Source organism: Corynebacterium sp. HMSC073D01 (genome assembly GCF_001815555.1).
Taxonomy (GTDB): domain Bacteria; phylum Actinomycetota; class Actinomycetes; order Mycobacteriales; family Mycobacteriaceae; genus Corynebacterium; species Corynebacterium glucuronolyticum.
In genome coordinates this window covers 89,834-107,337 of sequence record NZ_KV821047.1, presented here as the reverse complement: position 1 = coordinate 107,337, position 17,504 = coordinate 89,834, and the positions used below count along the sequence as shown (strand labels likewise).

16 protein-coding genes are annotated in these 17,504 nt (G+C 59.7%); 5 read left to right on the top strand and 11 right to left on the bottom strand.

Going from position 1 to position 17,504, the window contains the following annotated elements; all coding sequences use genetic code 11:
- Nucleotides 1-572 precede the first annotated feature (572 nt).
- Nucleotides 573-878 carry a hypothetical protein gene (locus tag HMPREF3044_RS07200; RefSeq protein WP_246820935.1) on the top strand — a complete coding sequence of 102 codons (306 nt, stop codon included), beginning with the start codon at nucleotides 573-575 and terminating at the stop codon, nucleotides 876-878.
- Between the two features lie 247 nt (nucleotides 879-1,125).
- Here the strand turns inward: HMPREF3044_RS07200 and HMPREF3044_RS07195 are convergent, their stop codons facing one another.
- The gene (locus HMPREF3044_RS07195) at nucleotides 1,126-5,661 is read right to left on the bottom strand and encodes an acyl-CoA dehydratase activase-related protein (protein WP_070740378.1); all 4,536 of its coding nucleotides are present in this window, start codon (nucleotides 5,659-5,661) and stop codon (nucleotides 1,126-1,128) included.
- Between the two features lie 194 nt (nucleotides 5,662-5,855).
- On the opposite strand from HMPREF3044_RS07195, the gene HMPREF3044_RS07190 reads away from it, so the two are divergent.
- The 3 genes from HMPREF3044_RS07190 (at nucleotide 5,856) to HMPREF3044_RS07185 (ending at nucleotide 8,974) form a co-directional block, all read left to right on the top strand.
- Nucleotides 5,856-6,449 (top strand): TetR/AcrR family transcriptional regulator, encoded by a 594-nt coding sequence (locus HMPREF3044_RS07190; protein WP_070740375.1) that lies wholly within the window; start codon nucleotides 5,856-5,858, stop codon nucleotides 6,447-6,449.
- 108 nt (nucleotides 6,450-6,557) lie between these two features.
- Nucleotides 6,558-6,725, top strand: a complete 168-nt coding sequence (locus HMPREF3044_RS13120; RefSeq protein WP_168167240.1) for a hypothetical protein — start codon at nucleotides 6,558-6,560, stop codon at nucleotides 6,723-6,725.
- A gap of 164 nt (nucleotides 6,726-6,889) precedes the next feature.
- On the top strand, nucleotides 6,890-8,974 hold the full coding sequence (locus tag HMPREF3044_RS07185; protein WP_070740372.1) for a RecQ family ATP-dependent DNA helicase: 2,085 nt from the start codon (nucleotides 6,890-6,892) through the stop codon (nucleotides 8,972-8,974).
- A gap of 92 nt (nucleotides 8,975-9,066) precedes the next feature.
- On the opposite strand, the gene HMPREF3044_RS07180 is transcribed toward HMPREF3044_RS07185, so the two are convergent.
- A complete protein-coding gene (locus tag HMPREF3044_RS07180) occupies nucleotides 9,067-9,885 on the bottom strand; it encodes a L,D-transpeptidase (protein WP_070740369.1) in 819 nt (272 codons plus the stop codon).
- A gap of 127 nt (nucleotides 9,886-10,012) precedes the next feature.
- Nucleotides 10,013-10,807, bottom strand: a complete 795-nt coding sequence (map, locus tag HMPREF3044_RS07175; protein WP_070740366.1) for a type I methionyl aminopeptidase — start codon at nucleotides 10,805-10,807, stop codon at nucleotides 10,013-10,015.
- 89 nt (nucleotides 10,808-10,896) lie between these two features.
- On the opposite strand from map, the gene HMPREF3044_RS07170 reads away from it, so the two are divergent.
- On the top strand, nucleotides 10,897-11,619 hold the full coding sequence (locus tag HMPREF3044_RS07170; protein ID WP_070740363.1) for a YaaA family protein: 723 nt from the start codon (nucleotides 10,897-10,899) through the stop codon (nucleotides 11,617-11,619).
- Nucleotides 11,620-12,139: 520 nt separating this feature from the next.
- Here the strand turns inward: HMPREF3044_RS07170 and HMPREF3044_RS07165 are convergent.
- The 8 genes from HMPREF3044_RS07165 to rpsH form a co-directional block, all read right to left on the bottom strand.
- The gene (locus tag HMPREF3044_RS07165; RefSeq protein ID WP_070740360.1) at nucleotides 12,140-12,685 is read right to left on the bottom strand and encodes an adenylate kinase; all 546 of its coding nucleotides are present in this window, start codon (nucleotides 12,683-12,685) and stop codon (nucleotides 12,140-12,142) included.
- Nucleotides 12,682-14,004, bottom strand: coding sequence for a preprotein translocase subunit SecY (secY, locus tag HMPREF3044_RS07160; protein ID WP_070740357.1), 1,323 nt, complete (start codon nucleotides 14,002-14,004; stop codon nucleotides 12,682-12,684). Before secY ends, HMPREF3044_RS07165 begins: the two co-directional genes overlap by 4 nt.
- Nucleotides 14,005-14,240: 236 nt before the next feature.
- Nucleotides 14,241-14,738: a 50S ribosomal protein L15 gene (gene rplO / locus HMPREF3044_RS07155; RefSeq protein ID WP_070740354.1), complete on the bottom strand. Its 498-nt coding sequence runs from the start codon at nucleotides 14,736-14,738 to the stop codon at nucleotides 14,241-14,243.
- A gap of 7 nt (nucleotides 14,739-14,745) precedes the next feature.
- A complete protein-coding gene (gene rpmD, locus HMPREF3044_RS07150) occupies nucleotides 14,746-14,931 on the bottom strand; it encodes a 50S ribosomal protein L30 (RefSeq protein WP_005390489.1) in 186 nt (61 codons plus the stop codon).
- A gap of 3 nt (nucleotides 14,932-14,934) precedes the next feature.
- Nucleotides 14,935-15,558, bottom strand: a complete 624-nt coding sequence (rpsE, locus tag HMPREF3044_RS07145; protein WP_070740351.1) for a 30S ribosomal protein S5 — start codon at nucleotides 15,556-15,558, stop codon at nucleotides 14,935-14,937.
- Between the two features lie 31 nt (nucleotides 15,559-15,589).
- The gene (rplR, locus tag HMPREF3044_RS07140; protein WP_005390491.1) at nucleotides 15,590-15,991 is read right to left on the bottom strand and encodes a 50S ribosomal protein L18; all 402 of its coding nucleotides are present in this window, start codon (nucleotides 15,989-15,991) and stop codon (nucleotides 15,590-15,592) included.
- Nucleotides 15,991-16,527 carry a 50S ribosomal protein L6 gene (gene rplF, locus HMPREF3044_RS07135; RefSeq protein ID WP_005390492.1) on the bottom strand — a complete coding sequence of 179 codons (537 nt, stop codon included), beginning with the start codon at nucleotides 16,525-16,527 and terminating at the stop codon, nucleotides 15,991-15,993. Before rplF ends, rplR begins: the two co-directional genes overlap by 1 nt.
- Nucleotides 16,528-16,546: 19 nt before the next feature.
- Nucleotides 16,547-16,945, bottom strand: coding sequence for a 30S ribosomal protein S8 (gene rpsH / locus HMPREF3044_RS07130; RefSeq protein ID WP_005390493.1), 399 nt, complete (start codon nucleotides 16,943-16,945; stop codon nucleotides 16,547-16,549).
- Between the last annotated feature and the right edge of the window lie 559 nt (nucleotides 16,946-17,504).

The following is a 17,504-nucleotide window of genomic DNA, read 5'->3' as shown; positions in this document are numbered from 1 at the left end:
ATCCTCCACGTTTTCCGGCAACCAGACCCATCCCGACCACATGAGTAGCCGCTTTCAGTCTGCTGCCTGGTCAGACTTTATTAAAAGTCGTATCTGAGTATCACTGCATAGGCATCCCTCGTAAAGAGACACCAAGCTAGCACAATACACGTCACCCCCGCGGTACGCAAGTACCCGCGTGTCCCCCGCTTTTCTGCAGTCATCTTAGCGCATAACAGCTACTGCACAGACTCGCGTGTGCACGAGCTGCTTTCCAACGCCTCGGCAGTCGCCACGTCATCTACGCTTAATCTCGCTTCAGCATACGTCAAAGATCACTCCGAGATAGTTTGAAACGACAGATAAAGCTCTAAGGATGGCTTAACTCTCCGCACGCGCAGATTAATTACAGTGGCAGTTGTTCATATCTAATTGCGTTACTGCCCCACGAGTTTTATTTACGCCAAAATTCCAGGAGTGCGACCTTGATTATATGTTTCAAAACAACGTTTCTTTGCAGCGATGACGACCTCAACGCGGCGAAGCGGCGCTACGAGGCACGGCTAGATTTAGTAAGGCAACGAGTCACAGTATTGCTAGCCAGCGAACAAGCCGTCTGCCAAAGCCGTGACCCCAACAATTACACGTTTCGCTTCCTCGTTACCGAAATCAAACCGTGGGAGCAGTTTCTTGCCGAGGAACTCAATCAATACGGCGTTTATGAAATGGTCACTATCCTCGCAGTGCCGCCCACTGTCGACAGCGACGAGCTGTTTAGCTTCCAGGAACTTTTTGATATGGATTCAGAGGCGGACTGGCCAGTCCGCTTTCCTTGTACGTTCCGCTGGTTCAGGATGAGTGCATCAGGAAGAGAAGAGAACCATCTTGAAACAGTCTAAAAAATGTAAACGCCTTGGGTTTCGGTTCAGGTATGCACTGAACCTTTCTGTCACTTTTCACGCAAATTTAGTTTCTTTGCAGCGCTTGAGCTAGAAGACCCCTGCACGGAACTAACCCCGTGCGTGCCACCTCGTTGACCGCTTTTGAAGTGGCAACGAAGTAGCGCGTATCCACAGCTAAGCCTGCGGTGCGGCGCATCCACGGCTGCGCCACACACGGGAATGGCACCGTAGGCAGAGTTTCCCGCTACTTGGCAGAGGAGTGCACCATGACGGGAATCCCGAGGGAGACGGGACGCTTCTGGTCGGGGATATTCGATGACGCTGTACTGGATCCGCAGCCACAGGTGCGGGCATTGGCACCGCTAGCACTGGTCGGACCGGACGCGGAGGTCGCACCCACACCCGGATCCTCGAAGTGGAAGTCGTGCTGTTTCTTCGCCGTGGCGATCATGAGCTTGATGCGGTTCAACTGGTTGACCTCGCTGGCGCCGGCGTCGTAGTCGATGCCCACGATGTTGGCCTCGGGGTAGCGCACCCGCAGGGCACGGAACATACCCTTGCCGATGACGTGATTGGGCAGGCACGCAAATGGCTGCGCACAAATAATATTGGGGCACCCATTTTCGATCATGTCCATCATGTCGGCTGTGAGATACCAGCCCTCGCCGGCGATGTTGCCCAGCGAGCACACATCCTGCACTTTCTCCGCCAGCTCCTGAATGGTGGGGCCGGGCTCGAACCGGGTGGAGGTGGCAAGCGCCTTGCGGGCGACCTTCTCGTACTGCTGCATGCCCCACAGCGCGAAGTCCGACAGGCGACGCTGGTTCGTCGTCATGGAGCCGACAACCGTCTCCTTGAAGTGGGAGTTGATGAGGCTCATGTGGAAGAACTGAGCCAGCGACGGCAGCTCCGCCTCGCAGCCCTCGGCTTCGATGGTGGCCACCGCGTGGTTGTTGGCATCCGGGTGGAACTGGACGAGGATCTCGCCCACCAGGCCGACGCGTGGCTTGCGCGGGATCTGCTGTAGCTCCACGACATCGAAGTCCGCGACGATGGCGCGGATGAGGGCACCGAACCCGAGACGCTTCTTTAGCGCAGGCACGAAGTGCCTACCTGTGAACCAGTCGCGGCTGATGCGGTCCCATTTCTCGTACAGGCGGTCGACGTTGCCGTCGATCTGGTACGGGCGGGTGCGCAGCAGCAACTTCTGTAGGACGTCGCCCACGGTGACGGCCTGGAAGGCCTTGTGCAACATCTTCGGCCTGATGGAGAAACCGGGGTTGGATTCAATCCCCTGAGCAGACAGTGCGATGACAGGAACCTGGGGGTACCCAGCGTCGACAAGCCCCTTGCGGAGCAGCCCAGCGTAGTTGGTCGCGCGACACTGACCACCGGTTTGGGTGATGCCCACGGCGGTGCGGTCCGGGTCGGCGGTGCCGTTTAAGAACTGACTGATGAGCTGGCCGATGACGACGATGGCCGGGTAGCAGGAATCGTTGTTCACATACTTGAGGCCCACCTCGATGTCATCGTCGGTAGCCTCCTCCAGCAGGCGCACGTTGTAGCCGGCGGTGCGCAGAACCGGCGCGAACAGGCGCATGTGAATGGGCGCGAGCTGCGGCATGAGGATCTCGTAGCCCTCGCGCTGCATGTCCTTGGTGTACGGAACGCGGGCGTGAACATGACCGGCGGCGCGGTAGGTCTCCTCCCCTTCCTCGCCGAGGGTCTTCGTCGTGTCGATGTGCACCGACTGACGCTCGCTGACGCTTGCGCGCGAGCCAGCACCGTCGTCCGTGCCGGAGCTTGCGCGCGCCTGGGAGCGCTCATCCACCGCAGCCACGAGCGAGCGGAGGCGAATGGTAGCCGCTCCCAGGTTGCTGACCTCGTCAATCTTCAGCGAGGTGTAGACCTCTCCCTCACCTTCGAGGATTTCCTGCACTTGATCGGAGGTGATGGCGTCGAGACCACAACCGAACGAGATGAGCTGCACGAGCTCCAGTTCAGGGGTGCCGGACACGGTGCCGGCGGCCTCATATAGACGAGAGTGGAAGGACCACTGGTCACGCACGCGCAGGGGCCGCTCGAGGTGGCCCTGGGGCAGGCAATCCTCGGTGAGAACCGCGTGCCCTAGCCCCTGGATAACCTCGGGAATGCCGTGGTTGATTTCGGGATCGAGGTGGTAGGGGCGACCGGCGAGAACGATGCCACGGATACCGTGTTCACGCACGTAATCGAGGGCTTCGCGCCCCTTTTCCTGAATCTCCGCGTGGTAGGCATCCATTTCCTCCCAGCCGGCCTCGCAGGCAGTGCGGGCCTCCTCCTCCGTGACACCCCACGGCTCGAAGACCTCTGCCAGACGTTCGGGCAGGAGTTCCTTGTTGTGGAGGGACACGAACGGAGATAGAAAGGTGGCTTTACCCTCGGTGATGCGCTCCATGTTGTTGCGGATGACCTCGGGATAGGTGGCCACGATCGGGCAGTTGAAGGTGTTTTCCTGGCCTTTGGCGGAGTCGTCGTTGAAGGTGACGCACGGGTAGAAGATCGTCTTCACGCCCTTGTCCAGGAGGTTGTTGATGTGCCCGTGGACGAGCTTCGCCGGGTAACAGACGTTCTCACTGGGGATGGTTTCCATGCCCTCTTCGAACAGCTCGTGGTTGGAGCGGGTGGAAATCATGACGCGGAACTTCAGCGCGGAGAGCACCGTGAACCAGAAGGGGTAGTCCTCGTACATGTTGAGCACGCGGGGAATGCCGATATCGCCACGCGTGGCCTTCTTCTCCGTAAGGCGCCGGTAGCCGAAGGTGCGCTTGTACTTCCAGTCATACATGTTGGGGATCGGCGACTTGGCGGGCACCCGCTCGAGGGACGCACCGCGCTCGCACCGGTTGCCAGACACGTGCCGCTCCCCTGTGGAGAACGTGGAAATGGTCATCGTGCAGTGGTTTTGGCACAGCCGGCACGTCTTGCGGCTCGTCTCCACGGTCAGCTCGCTGAGTTCCTCGGTGCTGAGCAGGCTGGATGTTGCGCCCGGCTGCGCGTGTTTCTTGGCCGTGAGCGCCGCTCCGTAGGCACCCATGAGCCCGGCGATGTTGGGGCGCACGACCTCCCGACCGGACAGCTTCTCAAAGGCGCGCAGTACCGCGTCGTTCAGGAACGTTCCGCCTTGCACGACGACGGCGTCGCCCAGTTCATCGGCGCTGCGTAGCTTCATCACCTTGTACAAGGCATTGCGCACGACGGAGTAGCTCAGCCCCGCGGAGATGTCGCCCACGTCGGCACCATCTTTCTGCGCCTGCTTGACCGACGAGTTCATAAACACCGTGCAGCGGGTGCCCAGGTCGACGGGGTGGGGTGCCTTGACAGCAGCCTCGGCAAACTGCTCCACGTCTGTGCCCATGGTGTGGGCAAAGGTCTGCAGGAAGGAGCCACAGCCGGACGAGCAGGCCTCGTTGACGGAGATGGAGTCCACCGTTCCGTTCTTGATCTTCAGGAACTTCATGTCCTGCCCGCCGATATCGATAACACTGGTCACGCCCGGCGCGAGGAACTCGGCTGCGCGGTAGTGGGCCATCGTCTCGATTTCGCCCTCATCCACGCCAAGAGCAGTCTGGACGAGCGATTCGCCGTAGCCGGTAGAGCAGCTGCGCGCGATGGTTGCCGTGGGTGGCAGCACCGTGCGCAGGTGGGTGACGATCGCCGTCGCTGCGGCCACGGGGTCGCCTTCGTTGGAGGCGTAGTGGCTGAAGACGATGGAGGCATCTTCGTCGATGAGCACCGCCTTGATGGTGGTGGAGCCGGCATCGATGCCCAGGTAGAAGGTATCTCCGGTGGCCTCTGCGATGCCCTTTTGATCGACGTGGGCACGGTTGTGGCGCTCGAGGAACTCCTCGTAGTCACCCTTGGTCTCAAACAGCGCAGGCAGCCTGCGGGTTGTCGCGCCGATGGAGCCTGCATTTTCTAGCTTGTCGACGATCTCCTGCAGCGTCTGCTCGGAATCTCGCTCCGCCAGGAGGGCTGCGCCATAGGCCACGTACAGCTGGCCGTTGTCCGGGGAAATGAACTGGTCTACCTTGTCAAGGATGCGTCGATACGCCTCCCGAAGCTCGGGCAGGAAGTGCAAGGGCCCGCCGAGGAAAAGCACGGTGCCACGAATTGGCCGGCCATTGGCCAGGCCCGCGACCGTCTGCGTGGCGACGGACTGGAAAACCGAGGCGGCAAGATCCTCGTGTGGCACGCCCTGGTTGATGAGTGGCTGGATATCGGACTTGGCGAACACGCCACAGCGGCTAGCGATGGGATACAGCTGGGTGGAATCCTCGGCGAGCTCGTTCAGCCCCGCCGCGTCCGTTTTCAGCAGGGTAGCCATCTGGTCAATAAAGGCACCGGTACCACCTGCGCAGGAACCATTCATGCGCTGCTCGGGCGTGGGCTTGAGGTAGGTGAGCTTGGCATCTTCGCCGCCGAGCTCAATGATGACGTCGGCCTCCGGATAGGTGCGCTCCGTGGCCTCCGTCTCGGCGATAACCTCCTGGACAAACGTTGCGCCGACGTGTTCGGCGATGGACAGCCCGCCAGAGCCGGTCACTGCGACGGCAGTACGGATATTGGAATGGTCGGTAGCGATGTCTTGCACTAAACGAGTGAGCTCTCGACGCACATCAGCGTTGTGGCGACGGTAATCCTCGAAGGCACGGGTTCCATCTGGACGAAGCAGCACAGCCTTCACCGTGGTGGACCCCACATCGATGCCCAAGCGGTACATGTCGTCGTTCTGTGCCATGCTCTTCGCACTCCTCATATGCATTTAGCTGCCCCACACAGAAGGGGATGTTGTAATGTGCGCCACTTTAAGGGTTTGCCGACAAAATTTCTATGCTGTTGAAATTAGAATTGTTTCCACCTGCTACCAGTAGTGAGTTCACACTCATGATGGGGGCACCCGTTGAAAATATTCCCCTATGGAAGGAACTCCACATGACAGGCCCCAAGGCCGCCCGCGGAGAAATCAAGGACACCATTCTCACCGCCGCGCGCGAACTTTTCTCTACCCGGGACTACCCCGACATCACCGTCCGCGCAATCGCCAAACGCGCCGGCTGCGACGCCGGCATGATCTCCTACTACTTCGGCTCCAAGGCGGGCGTGTTCCGCGCCGCCATGTCACTCCCCCAAGACCCCGTTGAGGTGGTCGCCACCGCTTTCGGCGACGGCGGCCCCGGCACCGGCGAACGCGTCCTCGGCGAAGTCCTCCGCTTCTGGGAGGAAAGCTTCGCCACCACCAACGTCCAGCTCCTCGTCCGTTCCCTCCTAGAAAACGAGAAGACCCTTGCCTTCTTCCGTGAGTGGCTTGACCGCGCCCTCTTCACCACCCTCGCCCACCAGCTTGGCACACCCGATGCGAAGCTCCGCATCCAGTTCGCCGCCGGGCAAATCGTCGGGCTCTGCGTTTTGCGGTTCATCTACAAGTCTGAGCCCCTCGCCTCCATGCCCGCCCCCGTCCTCGCCCGCCAGCTCGGCCCCATCATCGATATTCACCTGTTCGGCCCGATCATCCCGCGCACCACGTAGCGTGGGTGTCGGATGGAACTTCTAGATCCACAGTTTCTTAGCATGCCAACATGGGTACCGAACCCCATACATAGATATCCAAGATCTCAACGAGGTGAGGCAAGAAAAATGAGCAATAAAGCCATCGCTACCTGGATCCTTGGCTGCGTAGTCGTGGTCATTTGGATTGCTGCAAGCTCCGACAATGGGTCGTACTGGGCCATGCGTACCGCCATTGCGTTTGCTTGCATCACAGTGGGTATCGCTTTCGTTCGTCTCATTCAGAAGAAGCAGTAGGTCAAATCCGAGTTTTTGCTAGTTCCCACCAGCTACCATCGCGATTTTGCTCCAGCCTAGGTATGGGCACTGGAGCGTTGTCGCCATCTCCAGGCGCGCTGCGGTAAAAAACTTAAAACCGCAGGTAAAATCATGTGTGTATGCCATGCCGTAGCGTAGGAGGCATGAGTAACCCAGTAGCTAAGGGGAGCGCCCAAGAGCTCCTCACCCGCATCGCCGGCCCCACCGCCACGCTTCGCGACGACCAGTGGCGTGCCATCGACGAACTCGTCAACAACCACAAACGCCTCCTCGTGGTGCAGCGCACCGGGTGGGGCAAGTCCGCTGTCTACTTCATCGCCGCCAAACTCCTGCGCAGCAATGGATACGGCCCGACCCTCATCATCTCCCCACTGCTCTCGCTCATGCGAAACCAGGTGCAGGCAGCCGCCTCTGCCGGGATCCGGGCAGAGACCATTAACTCCTCCAACATCAGCCAGTGGCAGGAGATTGAGGACGCCATCCGCAGCGAACAAGTCGATGTCCTCCTCATCTCCCCCGAGCGTCTCGTGAACCCGGATTTCCGCGAGGCGATCCTCCCCCAGCTCATCAAAGGCGTGGGCATGGTCGTCGTTGACGAGGCTCACTGCATTTCCGATTGGGGTCACGACTTCCGGCCCGACTACCGCAGAATCCGCGAACTTCTCAACAACGATCTCGCAGCAGACACTCCAGTTCTCGCCACCACGGCAACCGCCAACGACCGTGTCGTCGCCGATGTTGTCGCACAGCTCGGCCCAGATACCGGGCTCATCCGTGGTGGGCTCGACCGCACATCGCTCCACCTCAACGTGGTCCATCTCGACGACCCCTCTGCCAGAGCTACGTGGATCGCCGGCATCCTTCCCCAGCTTCAAGGCTCCGGAATCATCTACTGTCTGACAGTCTCCGCAGCCGAGGACCTCGCTGCCGCTCTGCGGGCGGCGCACATCCCCGTGGAGGCCTACACCGGTCGCACAGATGCCGATGAACGCCTCGAGCGCGAGCAGCAACTCCTGGACAATGAGGTGAAGGCTTTGGTTGCGACAAGCGCACTCGGCATGGGTTTTGATAAACCAGACCTCGGCTTCATCATCCACCTCGGCGCTCCGAGCTCCCCCGTCAGCTACTACCAGCAGGTCGGTCGCGCAGGCCGTGGCACTGATCGGGCTGACGTCATCCTCCTGCCCGGCCCGGAGGATCGCGCCATCTGGGACTACTTCGCCAGCACCTCGATGCCCTCCCAGGAGGTCGTGGATACTCTCCTTGGTGCGCTGGGAAGCTCACCACTATCCACGGCGAAGCTGGAAAAAACGGTGGATCTCTCCCGTTCCCGCATTGACCAGACCCTAAAAGTCCTCGCGGTTGAGGGCACCGTGGAACGCGTTGCCGGTGGTTGGGTAGCAACCGGTGACGACTGGATCTATGACGAGAAACGCTACGCAGGTATCACTGCTGCACGCCAGCGGGAACAGCAGGCCATGCTCGACTATGAGCACACCGACGGCTGTCGCATGGTATTCCTGCGAAAGCAGCTCGATGACCCAACCATTACCCCTGACGAGAGATGCGGGCGCTGCGATAACTGCACCGGCACCCACTACCCCACCACTGTGGACAGCACCGACGCTTCGGCTGAAGTCACTGCATCACTCAACGCCCCCGGTGTAGATATTCAGCAGCGCAAGAGGTGGCCCACGGGCGCTATCCGTCGCGGAAAGATTACGGGTACGGCTCCGGGAAAGGCGCTGGGGAGGATGAACGACATTACCCGTGGCCCCGCGCTACGCGCACTGTTTGCCGATCCGACCTGGGTACCGAACTCGAACTGGAAGCAGGATCCCTGGCTCAACAATTTCGTCCGTGTTCTCGCTTCGTGGAACTGGGAGGAGCGCCCGCACACTATCGTTGTGTTGGAACCGGAGGATCCCGCCCGCCGGGACATGCTCCTTGTCTGTGGCCAGGCACTAGCTGCCATCGGGCAGATGGAGTTTGGCGGGGTGGTTACCACCCGCACGGCGCCGGTCACGGCGATGAACTCCACCTTCCGCGTCAACGCGCTTGATGCGCACTACGACTACGGGCAGGTATCCATTACGGATACTACTGCTCCTGTTCTGCTGCTGACCGACATCGTGGACACCGGTTGGTCAGTCACCGTTGCCGGTAGCGACATTGCCGACAGGTTCGGCACAACAGTTCTGCCCCTCGCCTTCGCCACCGCGTTCTAGCCCATCGAGTGACCGATCCACTCCACTAGAAAGCAACAGCGGGGTGCCCGGCACAACCGGGCACCCCGCCACTTCGCGGAAGCGTGAAGTTTTTAGATCGGACCGTTCGGGTAACCGTAGGTCTTGTCACCGTATGCGAACACGCGATCGCCGATGTTCAGCTGCTCGAAGAACACCTTTGCATCACCGTAGTTCAGGTGGATGCAGCCGTGGGACAGGATGTACGGGGAACCTGCGTGGAACGCGATGCCGTTGTACGTGAAGTAGACTGCGTACGGCATCGGGGCGTTACCGAACTCGCGGGACACCTCGTCCTTGATCTTGCGATTCACGGTCATCATGCCCTGCGGGGTGTCGTGCCCATCAGCGCCTGCAGATGCCGGCACCGGACCGTAGGTGATCTTGCCGTTTTCCTGCAGCCAGGCGCGGTTGCCTTCGATATCGATGCAGGCCTTTGCTTCCGGCGGGCAGACTCCCTGCGGAATGTTCAGGGCATCGCGACGAGCGGCCTCAGCCTGCTCTGCCTCAATGCGGGCCTGCTCGGCTGCGAGGCGCTCTGCCTCTGCACGAGCAGCGGCTTCCTCAGCCGCGCGCTTCTCCGCAAGTTTCTGATCCACAAGGCCCGGGAACAGAAGGTTCATACCGCCATCAACCATGCTCTTAACGTTCTGGTTGTGCGGTGCAGGCAGAACGGCGTCGGCCTGGTTCACCAGGTTGTTGCGCGTCTGCCACGCGTTGTTGCGAATGTCATTATTCAGCTGGTCAAGCCCCGCAGTGATGTTGGACGAACCAAGATCCTGCGCGGATGCAGCTGCAGGCTGCGCGAGCAGTGCGCCTGCCGTCGCAGCGGCTGCCAGTGCAGCCGTGGAGCGACGTGTCGCAGTGCTCTTCAAACGATGCTTCCCACTCATACCGGGCATTATAGGTTGCGGTGCTATCGTTCTCTAAACCACAACACAGCTATTCCGATAGTTTCGGGAATATACCTTTACGGACATGCTGGTCATAGGTGACATTTCACCAATCCTGATTTTTTGCTTAATTTTTTCGCGGGGTGAGGATTCGGGGCCCATCAGCCGTGGCAGCAACCGTGTGCTCCCAGTGGGCAGCCCACGAGCCATCGATGGAGGCAACGGTCCAGTCGTCGTCGAAGACCACCGAGTCCACAGACCCCAAGGTGAGCATCGGTTCAATGGCTAGAACTGAACCTTCCTGGATGATCGGACCGCGACCACCACGACCCTCGTTAGCCAGGTATGGATCCTCGTGCATTTCGTGGCCAATGCCGTGACCACCGTAGCCATCGACGATGCCGAAGTTGTAGCCCCACTTCTTTTCCGCTGCGCGCGTTGCCATCTCCAGCGCGTGGGAGACGTCGGTAAGCCTGTTACCGGGAACCATGGCCTGCATGCCTTCCATGAGCACCCACTCGGTTGCTTCGTTGAGGGCCTTTGCATCTGCTGCGACGGTGCCCACCTCGATGGTGAGTGCAGAATCGCCAACCCAGCCCTTGTACGTCGCACCACAGTCGATGGAGATGAGGTCGCCGTCCTTCAGCACCGTCTTCTCGTCCGGAATGCCGTGAACGATGATGTCATTAACCGAAGCGCAAATGGAGCCAGGGAATCCCTCGTAGCCCTTGAACGTCGGCTTGGCACCCGCTGCGCGAATCGTCTTTTCCGCAATCGCGTCGAGCTCCAGGGTGGACACCCCCGGCTTGGCGGCTTCACGGCAGGCGATGAGCGCCTCGCCAACGATCTCGCCGGCCGCCTGCATGGCATCCAGCTCCTTCGGTGTCCTCGCGACAATCTTCTTGTTACGCCTAAAACCCACTGTTTTCTCCTTTACCGTTTCTGGCACCCAATCGTACTACCGCACCTGCTGCGCGCTGGGTCACCTGCCCCACCGGTAGAATCGCACACATGCTCATCATTCTTCCGCCCAGCGAAACTAAGGAACCAGGTGGAGAAAATGACCCCATGGAGGTCTCCTTCCCCTCCCTCAACCCCATTCGGGAGACGCTGATGGATGAGCTCGCCTCCATCCCCGCCGAAGAACAGCTCGGGTTCCTCAAAATCAGCCCGCGTCTCATCGACCAGGCAGAGGCGAACCTTGTACTCCGTGAGGCTCCCACCATGGCCTCCATTTACCGCTACACCGGTGTGCTTTTCGACGCCCTCGATGCCGGCACACTCCCCGACACCGCTTTGGACCGCATCCTTATCAGCTCCGCCCTCTTCGGTGTCACCCGCGCAACCGATGCCATTCCCGCGTACAGGCTGTCTGGCAACACAACCCTGCCTGGAAAGAAAACCGTCAAGTCCTTCTGGGGGAAAGCCCTCACCGCCGTGCTAAATGAGCTCCCCGAATTCATCGTCGATATGCGCTCCGGCGCCTACCACTCACTCGGTCCCGTGAAGAACCCCGCTTTGGGCGTGTGCACCGTCCGGGTGGAAACCGAGCAGCCCGACGGGACACGAAAGGTCGTTAGCCACTTCAACAAGCACTACAAGGGCGAGCTCGCCCGGTGCCTAGCCACCTCCGCAGAAGATGCACGCTCCGTCGACGAGGTTGCTGAAATCGCCGCCTCCTCCGGCTTCCGCGTGGAGACATCTCCCACCCAGCTGACACTCATCACGTCCTAGCTAGCCGCCATTTACCGAATGCGGCCCATCTGCTGCCGATGCCCATCGCACCGGTATTGGTTGGGCCGCGTTCCGTATCGCGGGTGCACGCACTGCGGTCCAGGAAGTGTTCTATTCTTGGCTACTTCATGTCTCTGGGCCACCTTTCCTTGACGAGCATCCGTATTGCGGCCCATCTGTTACCAATACTCAATGCCCCGGTAACGATTGGGCCGCATTCTTTATCGCGGGTACACGCACTGCGGCCCAGGCGGTGGTGAAAGCAGGGAGCTCGGCCACCATCGGGCCACTTTCCGTTGCAGCCGTCTTCTTTTGCGGCCCAACCACGGCGATCCTGCTGCGGATTGCCGCCAGATGGGCTGCGTTCGGTGGGTGTGTATCCAGAGTGTGGCCCATCGGTCTCCGAACACAGCGTCCTCGATCGGAGATGGGCCGCAGTGCGTTCCACCGCGCACCCTATGCATGCAAAAGCGCCCTCCCGGATCCTTCCGGGAGGGCGCTTGCGACTATGTAGAGGTGTTTACTTACCCAGTGCCTTCATGGCGCGCTCGTTGATTTCCTCAACGTCGCCCTCAGCGTCGACGGCGAGAAGCTTGTCGCCGTAAAAGTCTGCTACGGGCTGGGTCTCCTCGTGGTAGACCTTGAGGCGGTTGCGGATGGTGGCCTCGTTGTCGTCGTCGCGGCCACGGGCGAGCATGCGCTCAACAACGACGTCGTCGGAAACCTCGAAGCTCAGGACAGCATCGATTTCTTCGCCGTTTTCTGCGAGGTGATCGCGGAGGAGCTCGGCCTGCTCAACAGTGCGGGGGAAGCCGTCGAGAAGATAGCCATCCTTGGCATCGTCGTGGGAAAGACGATCCCAGAGCATGCGGGCGGTGACATCCGTGGGGACGAGGTTGCCGGCATCCATGTAGCTCTTGGCTTCCTTGCCCAGCTCGGTGCCTTCGCCGATGTTGGCGCGGAACAGGTCACCGGTGGAGATGTGCGGGATTCCCAGCTTGTCCTTCAGCAGGGCGGCTTGCGTGCCTTTGCCGGCACCGGGAGGTCCAAGGAGAACTATTTTCATTTGAGAATTCCTTCGTAGTTGCTTTGCAGAAGCTGGGACTCAATCTGCTTCACGGTGGTCAGGGCCACGGAAACGAGAATGAGGAGGGCGGTGCCACCGAACGGAGTGCTGCCCGCGTTCAGGTTGCCGACGCCTAGATCAAGCATAATATTCGGCAAGATCGCGATGATACCCAGGTACAGCGAACCAACGAAGAGAAGGCGGTTCATGACGAATCCGAGGTATTCAGCGGTAGGGCGGCCGGGGCGGATGCCCGGGATGAAGCCACCGTACTTCTTCATGTTCTCGGCCTGATCGTACGGATCGTACTGGACGGAGACGTAGAAGTAGCTGAAGAAGATGATCAGCACGAAGTACAGGACAATGTACTGCCAGGAGCTCGGAGCGTGCAGGTAAGCGATTACGTTACGCATCCACCAGTTATCCGGCGGAGTCGGCGAACCGGAGTTCACAATCTGCGTGATGAGAACCGGGACGTAGATGAGCGACGAGGCGAAGATGACCGGGATAACGCCACCCTGGTTCACCTTCAGGGGCAGGTAGGTGGAGGTTCCACCGTACTGGCGACGGCCGATCATGCGCTTTGCGTACTGCACCGGAATGCGGCGCTGGCCCTGCTCAATGAAGACCACGCCGACGACGAGGATAATCACTGCGACCATGACGGTGGAGAAAACGACCGGGCCCGAGCTCTGGAAGATGTTGGCACCATCGCGCGGAAGGCGCGTAGCGATACCCGCAAAGATGAGGAGGGACATGCCGTTACCGATGCCCTTCTCGGTGATGAGCTCGCCCATCCACATCACGAGGACGGCGCCGCCGGTCATGCAAATAACGAGGATGACGAGGTCCCAGATGTTGTGGCCTTCACGAAGCACCCGCACAGATGGTCCGAGAAGCTGGCCACGCGCAGCAAGGGCGACAATGCCCGAAGACTGCAGCAAGGCGAGCGCCACGGTGAGGTAGCGGGTGTATTGCGTCATCTTGGTTTGACCCGACTGCCCCTCCTTCTTCAGTTCCTCGAACTTCGGAATCACGACAGTGAGCAGCTGCACGATAATCGACGCCGTAATGTACGGCATGATGCCGATAGCGAACACTGACAGCTGCAACAGCGCGCCGCCAGAGAACAGGTTGATCATCGAGTAGACATTGGACTGTCCTTCGGTGAGCTCATTCAGTTTGCCCGCGATGGAGACGTAATCCACGCCAGGAGACGGGATCTGTGCACCTACGCGGTACAAAATAATCATCACGAGTGTGAAAAGGAGCTTCTTCCGAAGATCAGGGTCCTTAAATGCCTGAAGGATGGCAGACAAACTAATTTCCTCCTACCCTCCCCGACCACCGCGTAGGCAGATCCAGGGGGATGTTTATTACATAGTCGACTTTGCAACAATACCAGTTCGCACTTTTCTTGTCGATGTCAGCCCCCCTTGATGCATCCACGCGGAGGTGGATAGCCAACGTGGCCGTACAGGCGACGGCTACGAGGGGGCGTCGACAAGCAAAATGCCCCCGCACAACGCGGAGGCATTTCAGAGATGAAAGAAGATTAGTCCTCTTCCTTCAGGCTACGGCCAGTCTTGTCAGCCTTGGCAAAGTAGACCTCGGTGACGGAGCCACCGGCAGCCTCGATCTTTTCCTTAGCGGACTTGGAGAACTTGTTAGCCGTGATGTCGAACTTGACGCTGAGGTCACCGTCGCCAAGGACCTTGACGGGACGACGCTTCTTAACGATGCGACGATCCTGCAGATCCTTGATGGTGATGGTGCCACCCTGCGGGAAGTACTTCTCCAGGTCTGCGACGTTGACAACTTCGTAGACAACCTGGTTGTACTTCTTGAAGCCCTTGAGCTTAGGCAGGCGCATGTGAATCGGCATCTGGCCACCCTCGAAGCCCGCGCGCATGTTCTTACGTGCACCCGTGCCCTTGGTACCGCGGCCAGCGGTCTTACCCTTCGAACCTTCACCGCGACCAACGCGGGTCTTAGCCTTGTTGGAGCCCGGTGCAGGGCGAAGGTCGTGGAGCTTGATTACGTCTTCGCTCATTTTTTACCTACTCCCCTGCTACTTCCTCGACCTCAACCATGTGGTCCACAACGCGGATCATACCGCGAACAGAAGCGTCATCCGGGCGGACGACGGACTGGTGGATCTTACGCAGGCCGAGAGCTTGCAGCGTATCTTTTTGCTTCTGCTTGGCGCCGACGACGCCCTTCTTCATTGTGATCTTCAGAGCCATGGGTTACTTAACCTCCTGACCAGAGCGTGCACGAAGAATGTGCGGCGGGGCAACCTCGTCGAGGGACTTGCCACGGCGTGCGGCAACTTCCTCGGGGCGAGCCAGAGACTTCAGGCCCGCAACGGTTGCGTGGACAACGTTAATGGCGTTGTCGGAACCGAGAGACTTGGAGAGGATGTCCTGAACACCAGCGCACTCCAGCACCGGACGAGCAGCGCCACCGGCGATCACACCGGTACCTTCGGAAGCCGGGCGAAGCATAACCTTGCCTGCGGCTGCGCGGCCCTCAACACGGTGAGGAATGGTGCCACCGACCAGCGGAACGCGGAAGAAGTTCTTGCGAGCCTCTTCAGCACCCTTCTGGATTGCGGCGGGGACTTCCTTAGCCTTGCCGTAGCCAACGCCAACCATGCCCTTGCCATCGCCAACCACAACGAGTGCGGTGAAGCTGAAGCGGCGGCCACCCTTGACCACCTTGGACACGCGGTTGATGGTAACTACGCGCTCGATGTACTGATTACGCTCGTCCTGAGCGTTCTTGTCCTTGCGGTTGTCGCGGCGATTACCGCGACGCTGGTTGCGGTCGTTCTTGCGGTTGTCGTCATCGCGACGTTCACGTCCCGGCATTACGCTTCCTTTCCTTCGGTCTTAGTAAACATTAGAATTCCAGACCACCTTCACGCGCGGCATCTGCCAGCGCAGCGACGCGGCCGTGGTACTTGTAGCCACCGCGGTCGAAGACGACCTTGGTGATTCCAGCCTTCTTGGCGCGCTCTGCGATGAGCTGACCAACCTTAGCAGCACGTGCCTTCTTGTCACCCTCGGTTGCGCGTACATCCGCCTCGATGGAGGATGCAGCAGCGAGCGTGTGACCGGCCAGATCGTCGATGATCTGGACGTGCACGTGGCGGGAGGAACGGTGGACGACAAGCCGCGGGACCTCGGCGGTGCCACGGAGATTCTTGCGGATGCGGAAGTGCCTCTGAGCGCGAGCCGCCCGACGACGGGTGGACACGTCCTTGCCCACAGGCAGACGCTTCTGATTGTTCTCGTTGCTCATTACTTACCCGTCTTTCCGACCTTGCGGCGAATCTGCTCACCTGCGTAGCGGATGCCCTTACCCTTGTAAGGATCGTCCTTGCGCAGACGACGAATGTTAGCCGCGATCTGGCCTACCTTCTGCTTATCGATGCCTTCGATGGAGAACTTGGTCTGGCCATCGGTTGCGAACGTGATGCCTTCCGGAGCCTCGATGAGGACGGGGTGGGAGTAGCCCAGGGAGAACTCCAGGTTGGAGCCCTTCTGCAGGACACGGTAGCCCACGCCGTAGATCTCCATGTTGATCTTGTAGCCCTCGGTCACACCAACAACCATGTTGTTGATGAGGGAGCGGGACAGACCGTGGAGAGCGCGGTTCTTGCGGTTCTCGTCGGGGCGGGTGACGACGATCTTATCGTCCTCGACCTTGGCGGAAATCGGCTCGGGGATGTTGATCTCGAGCGTGCCCTTCGGGCCCTTTACAGAGATGTGCTGACCATCAATGGTGGTCTCGACGCCCTTCGGCAGGGCGACTGGGTTCTTACCTACACGTGACATTTAAGTCTTCAGCCTCCTTCTACCAGACGTAAGCGAGGACTTCCCCGCCTACGCCCTTCTCGTGAGCCTGACGGTCGGTGAGCAGACCCTGGGACGTGGAGATGATGGCCACGCCCAGGCCGCCGAGGACCTGCGGCAGGTTATCGGACTTTGCGTAAACGCGGAGACCAGGCTTGGAGACGCGCTTAACACCTTCGATGGAACGCTGACGGTTCTGGCCGTACTTGAGATCAAGCGTCAGAGTCTTGCCAACGCGAGCATCCTCGACCTTGAAGTCAGAGATGTAGCCTTCCTGCTTCAAGATGGTCGCAATGTTCACCTTGATCTTGGAAGACGGCATAGACACGGTCTCGTGGTAAGCGTGGTTAGCGTTACGCACGCGAGACAGCATGTCAGCAATAGGATCAGTCATTGTCATGAGTGATCGACATACCTTTCTCGTTGCGGTTCCCATTACACCCGGTTTCCCAGGCTTTTCGACGATTAAACGTCACCACCCAGCGTTATCACAGCGCCTCGACGGCCACTAGCCGCTTGACTAATTCAATAACCAGAAAGCTCGCTGCCGTATAAAAAACTGTGGACGCTTCTGCACACCGGTGAAGTGCACATAGGCGGAGGGCCTACAACAAAGTTGATTCTTCGTTTTACCAAAGCTCACTCGCTCCTCTGCATGCCGTAAAAACTGCGCACAAAATCAGCGGGCGAGCCCTGGGAGCCAAGGGTACACGCAGTACTACTAAAACCCAAATCTCGTCTTCCAGGCCCGTTAGCCAGCGAAAAGCCTCTAGCGCCACAGACCGATAACGGCCCGAATTTCTCACCCCACTCATACCTTCTGCTCCCTCGGGCCACGTTCGGATCGCCCCCGCACCCAACACGGCCCAGCGCCTCACCAGCACTCGCTTCTCTCCCCTTCCTTGGGCTACATTCGGATCGCCCCCGCACCCAACACGGCCCAGCGCCTCACCAGCACC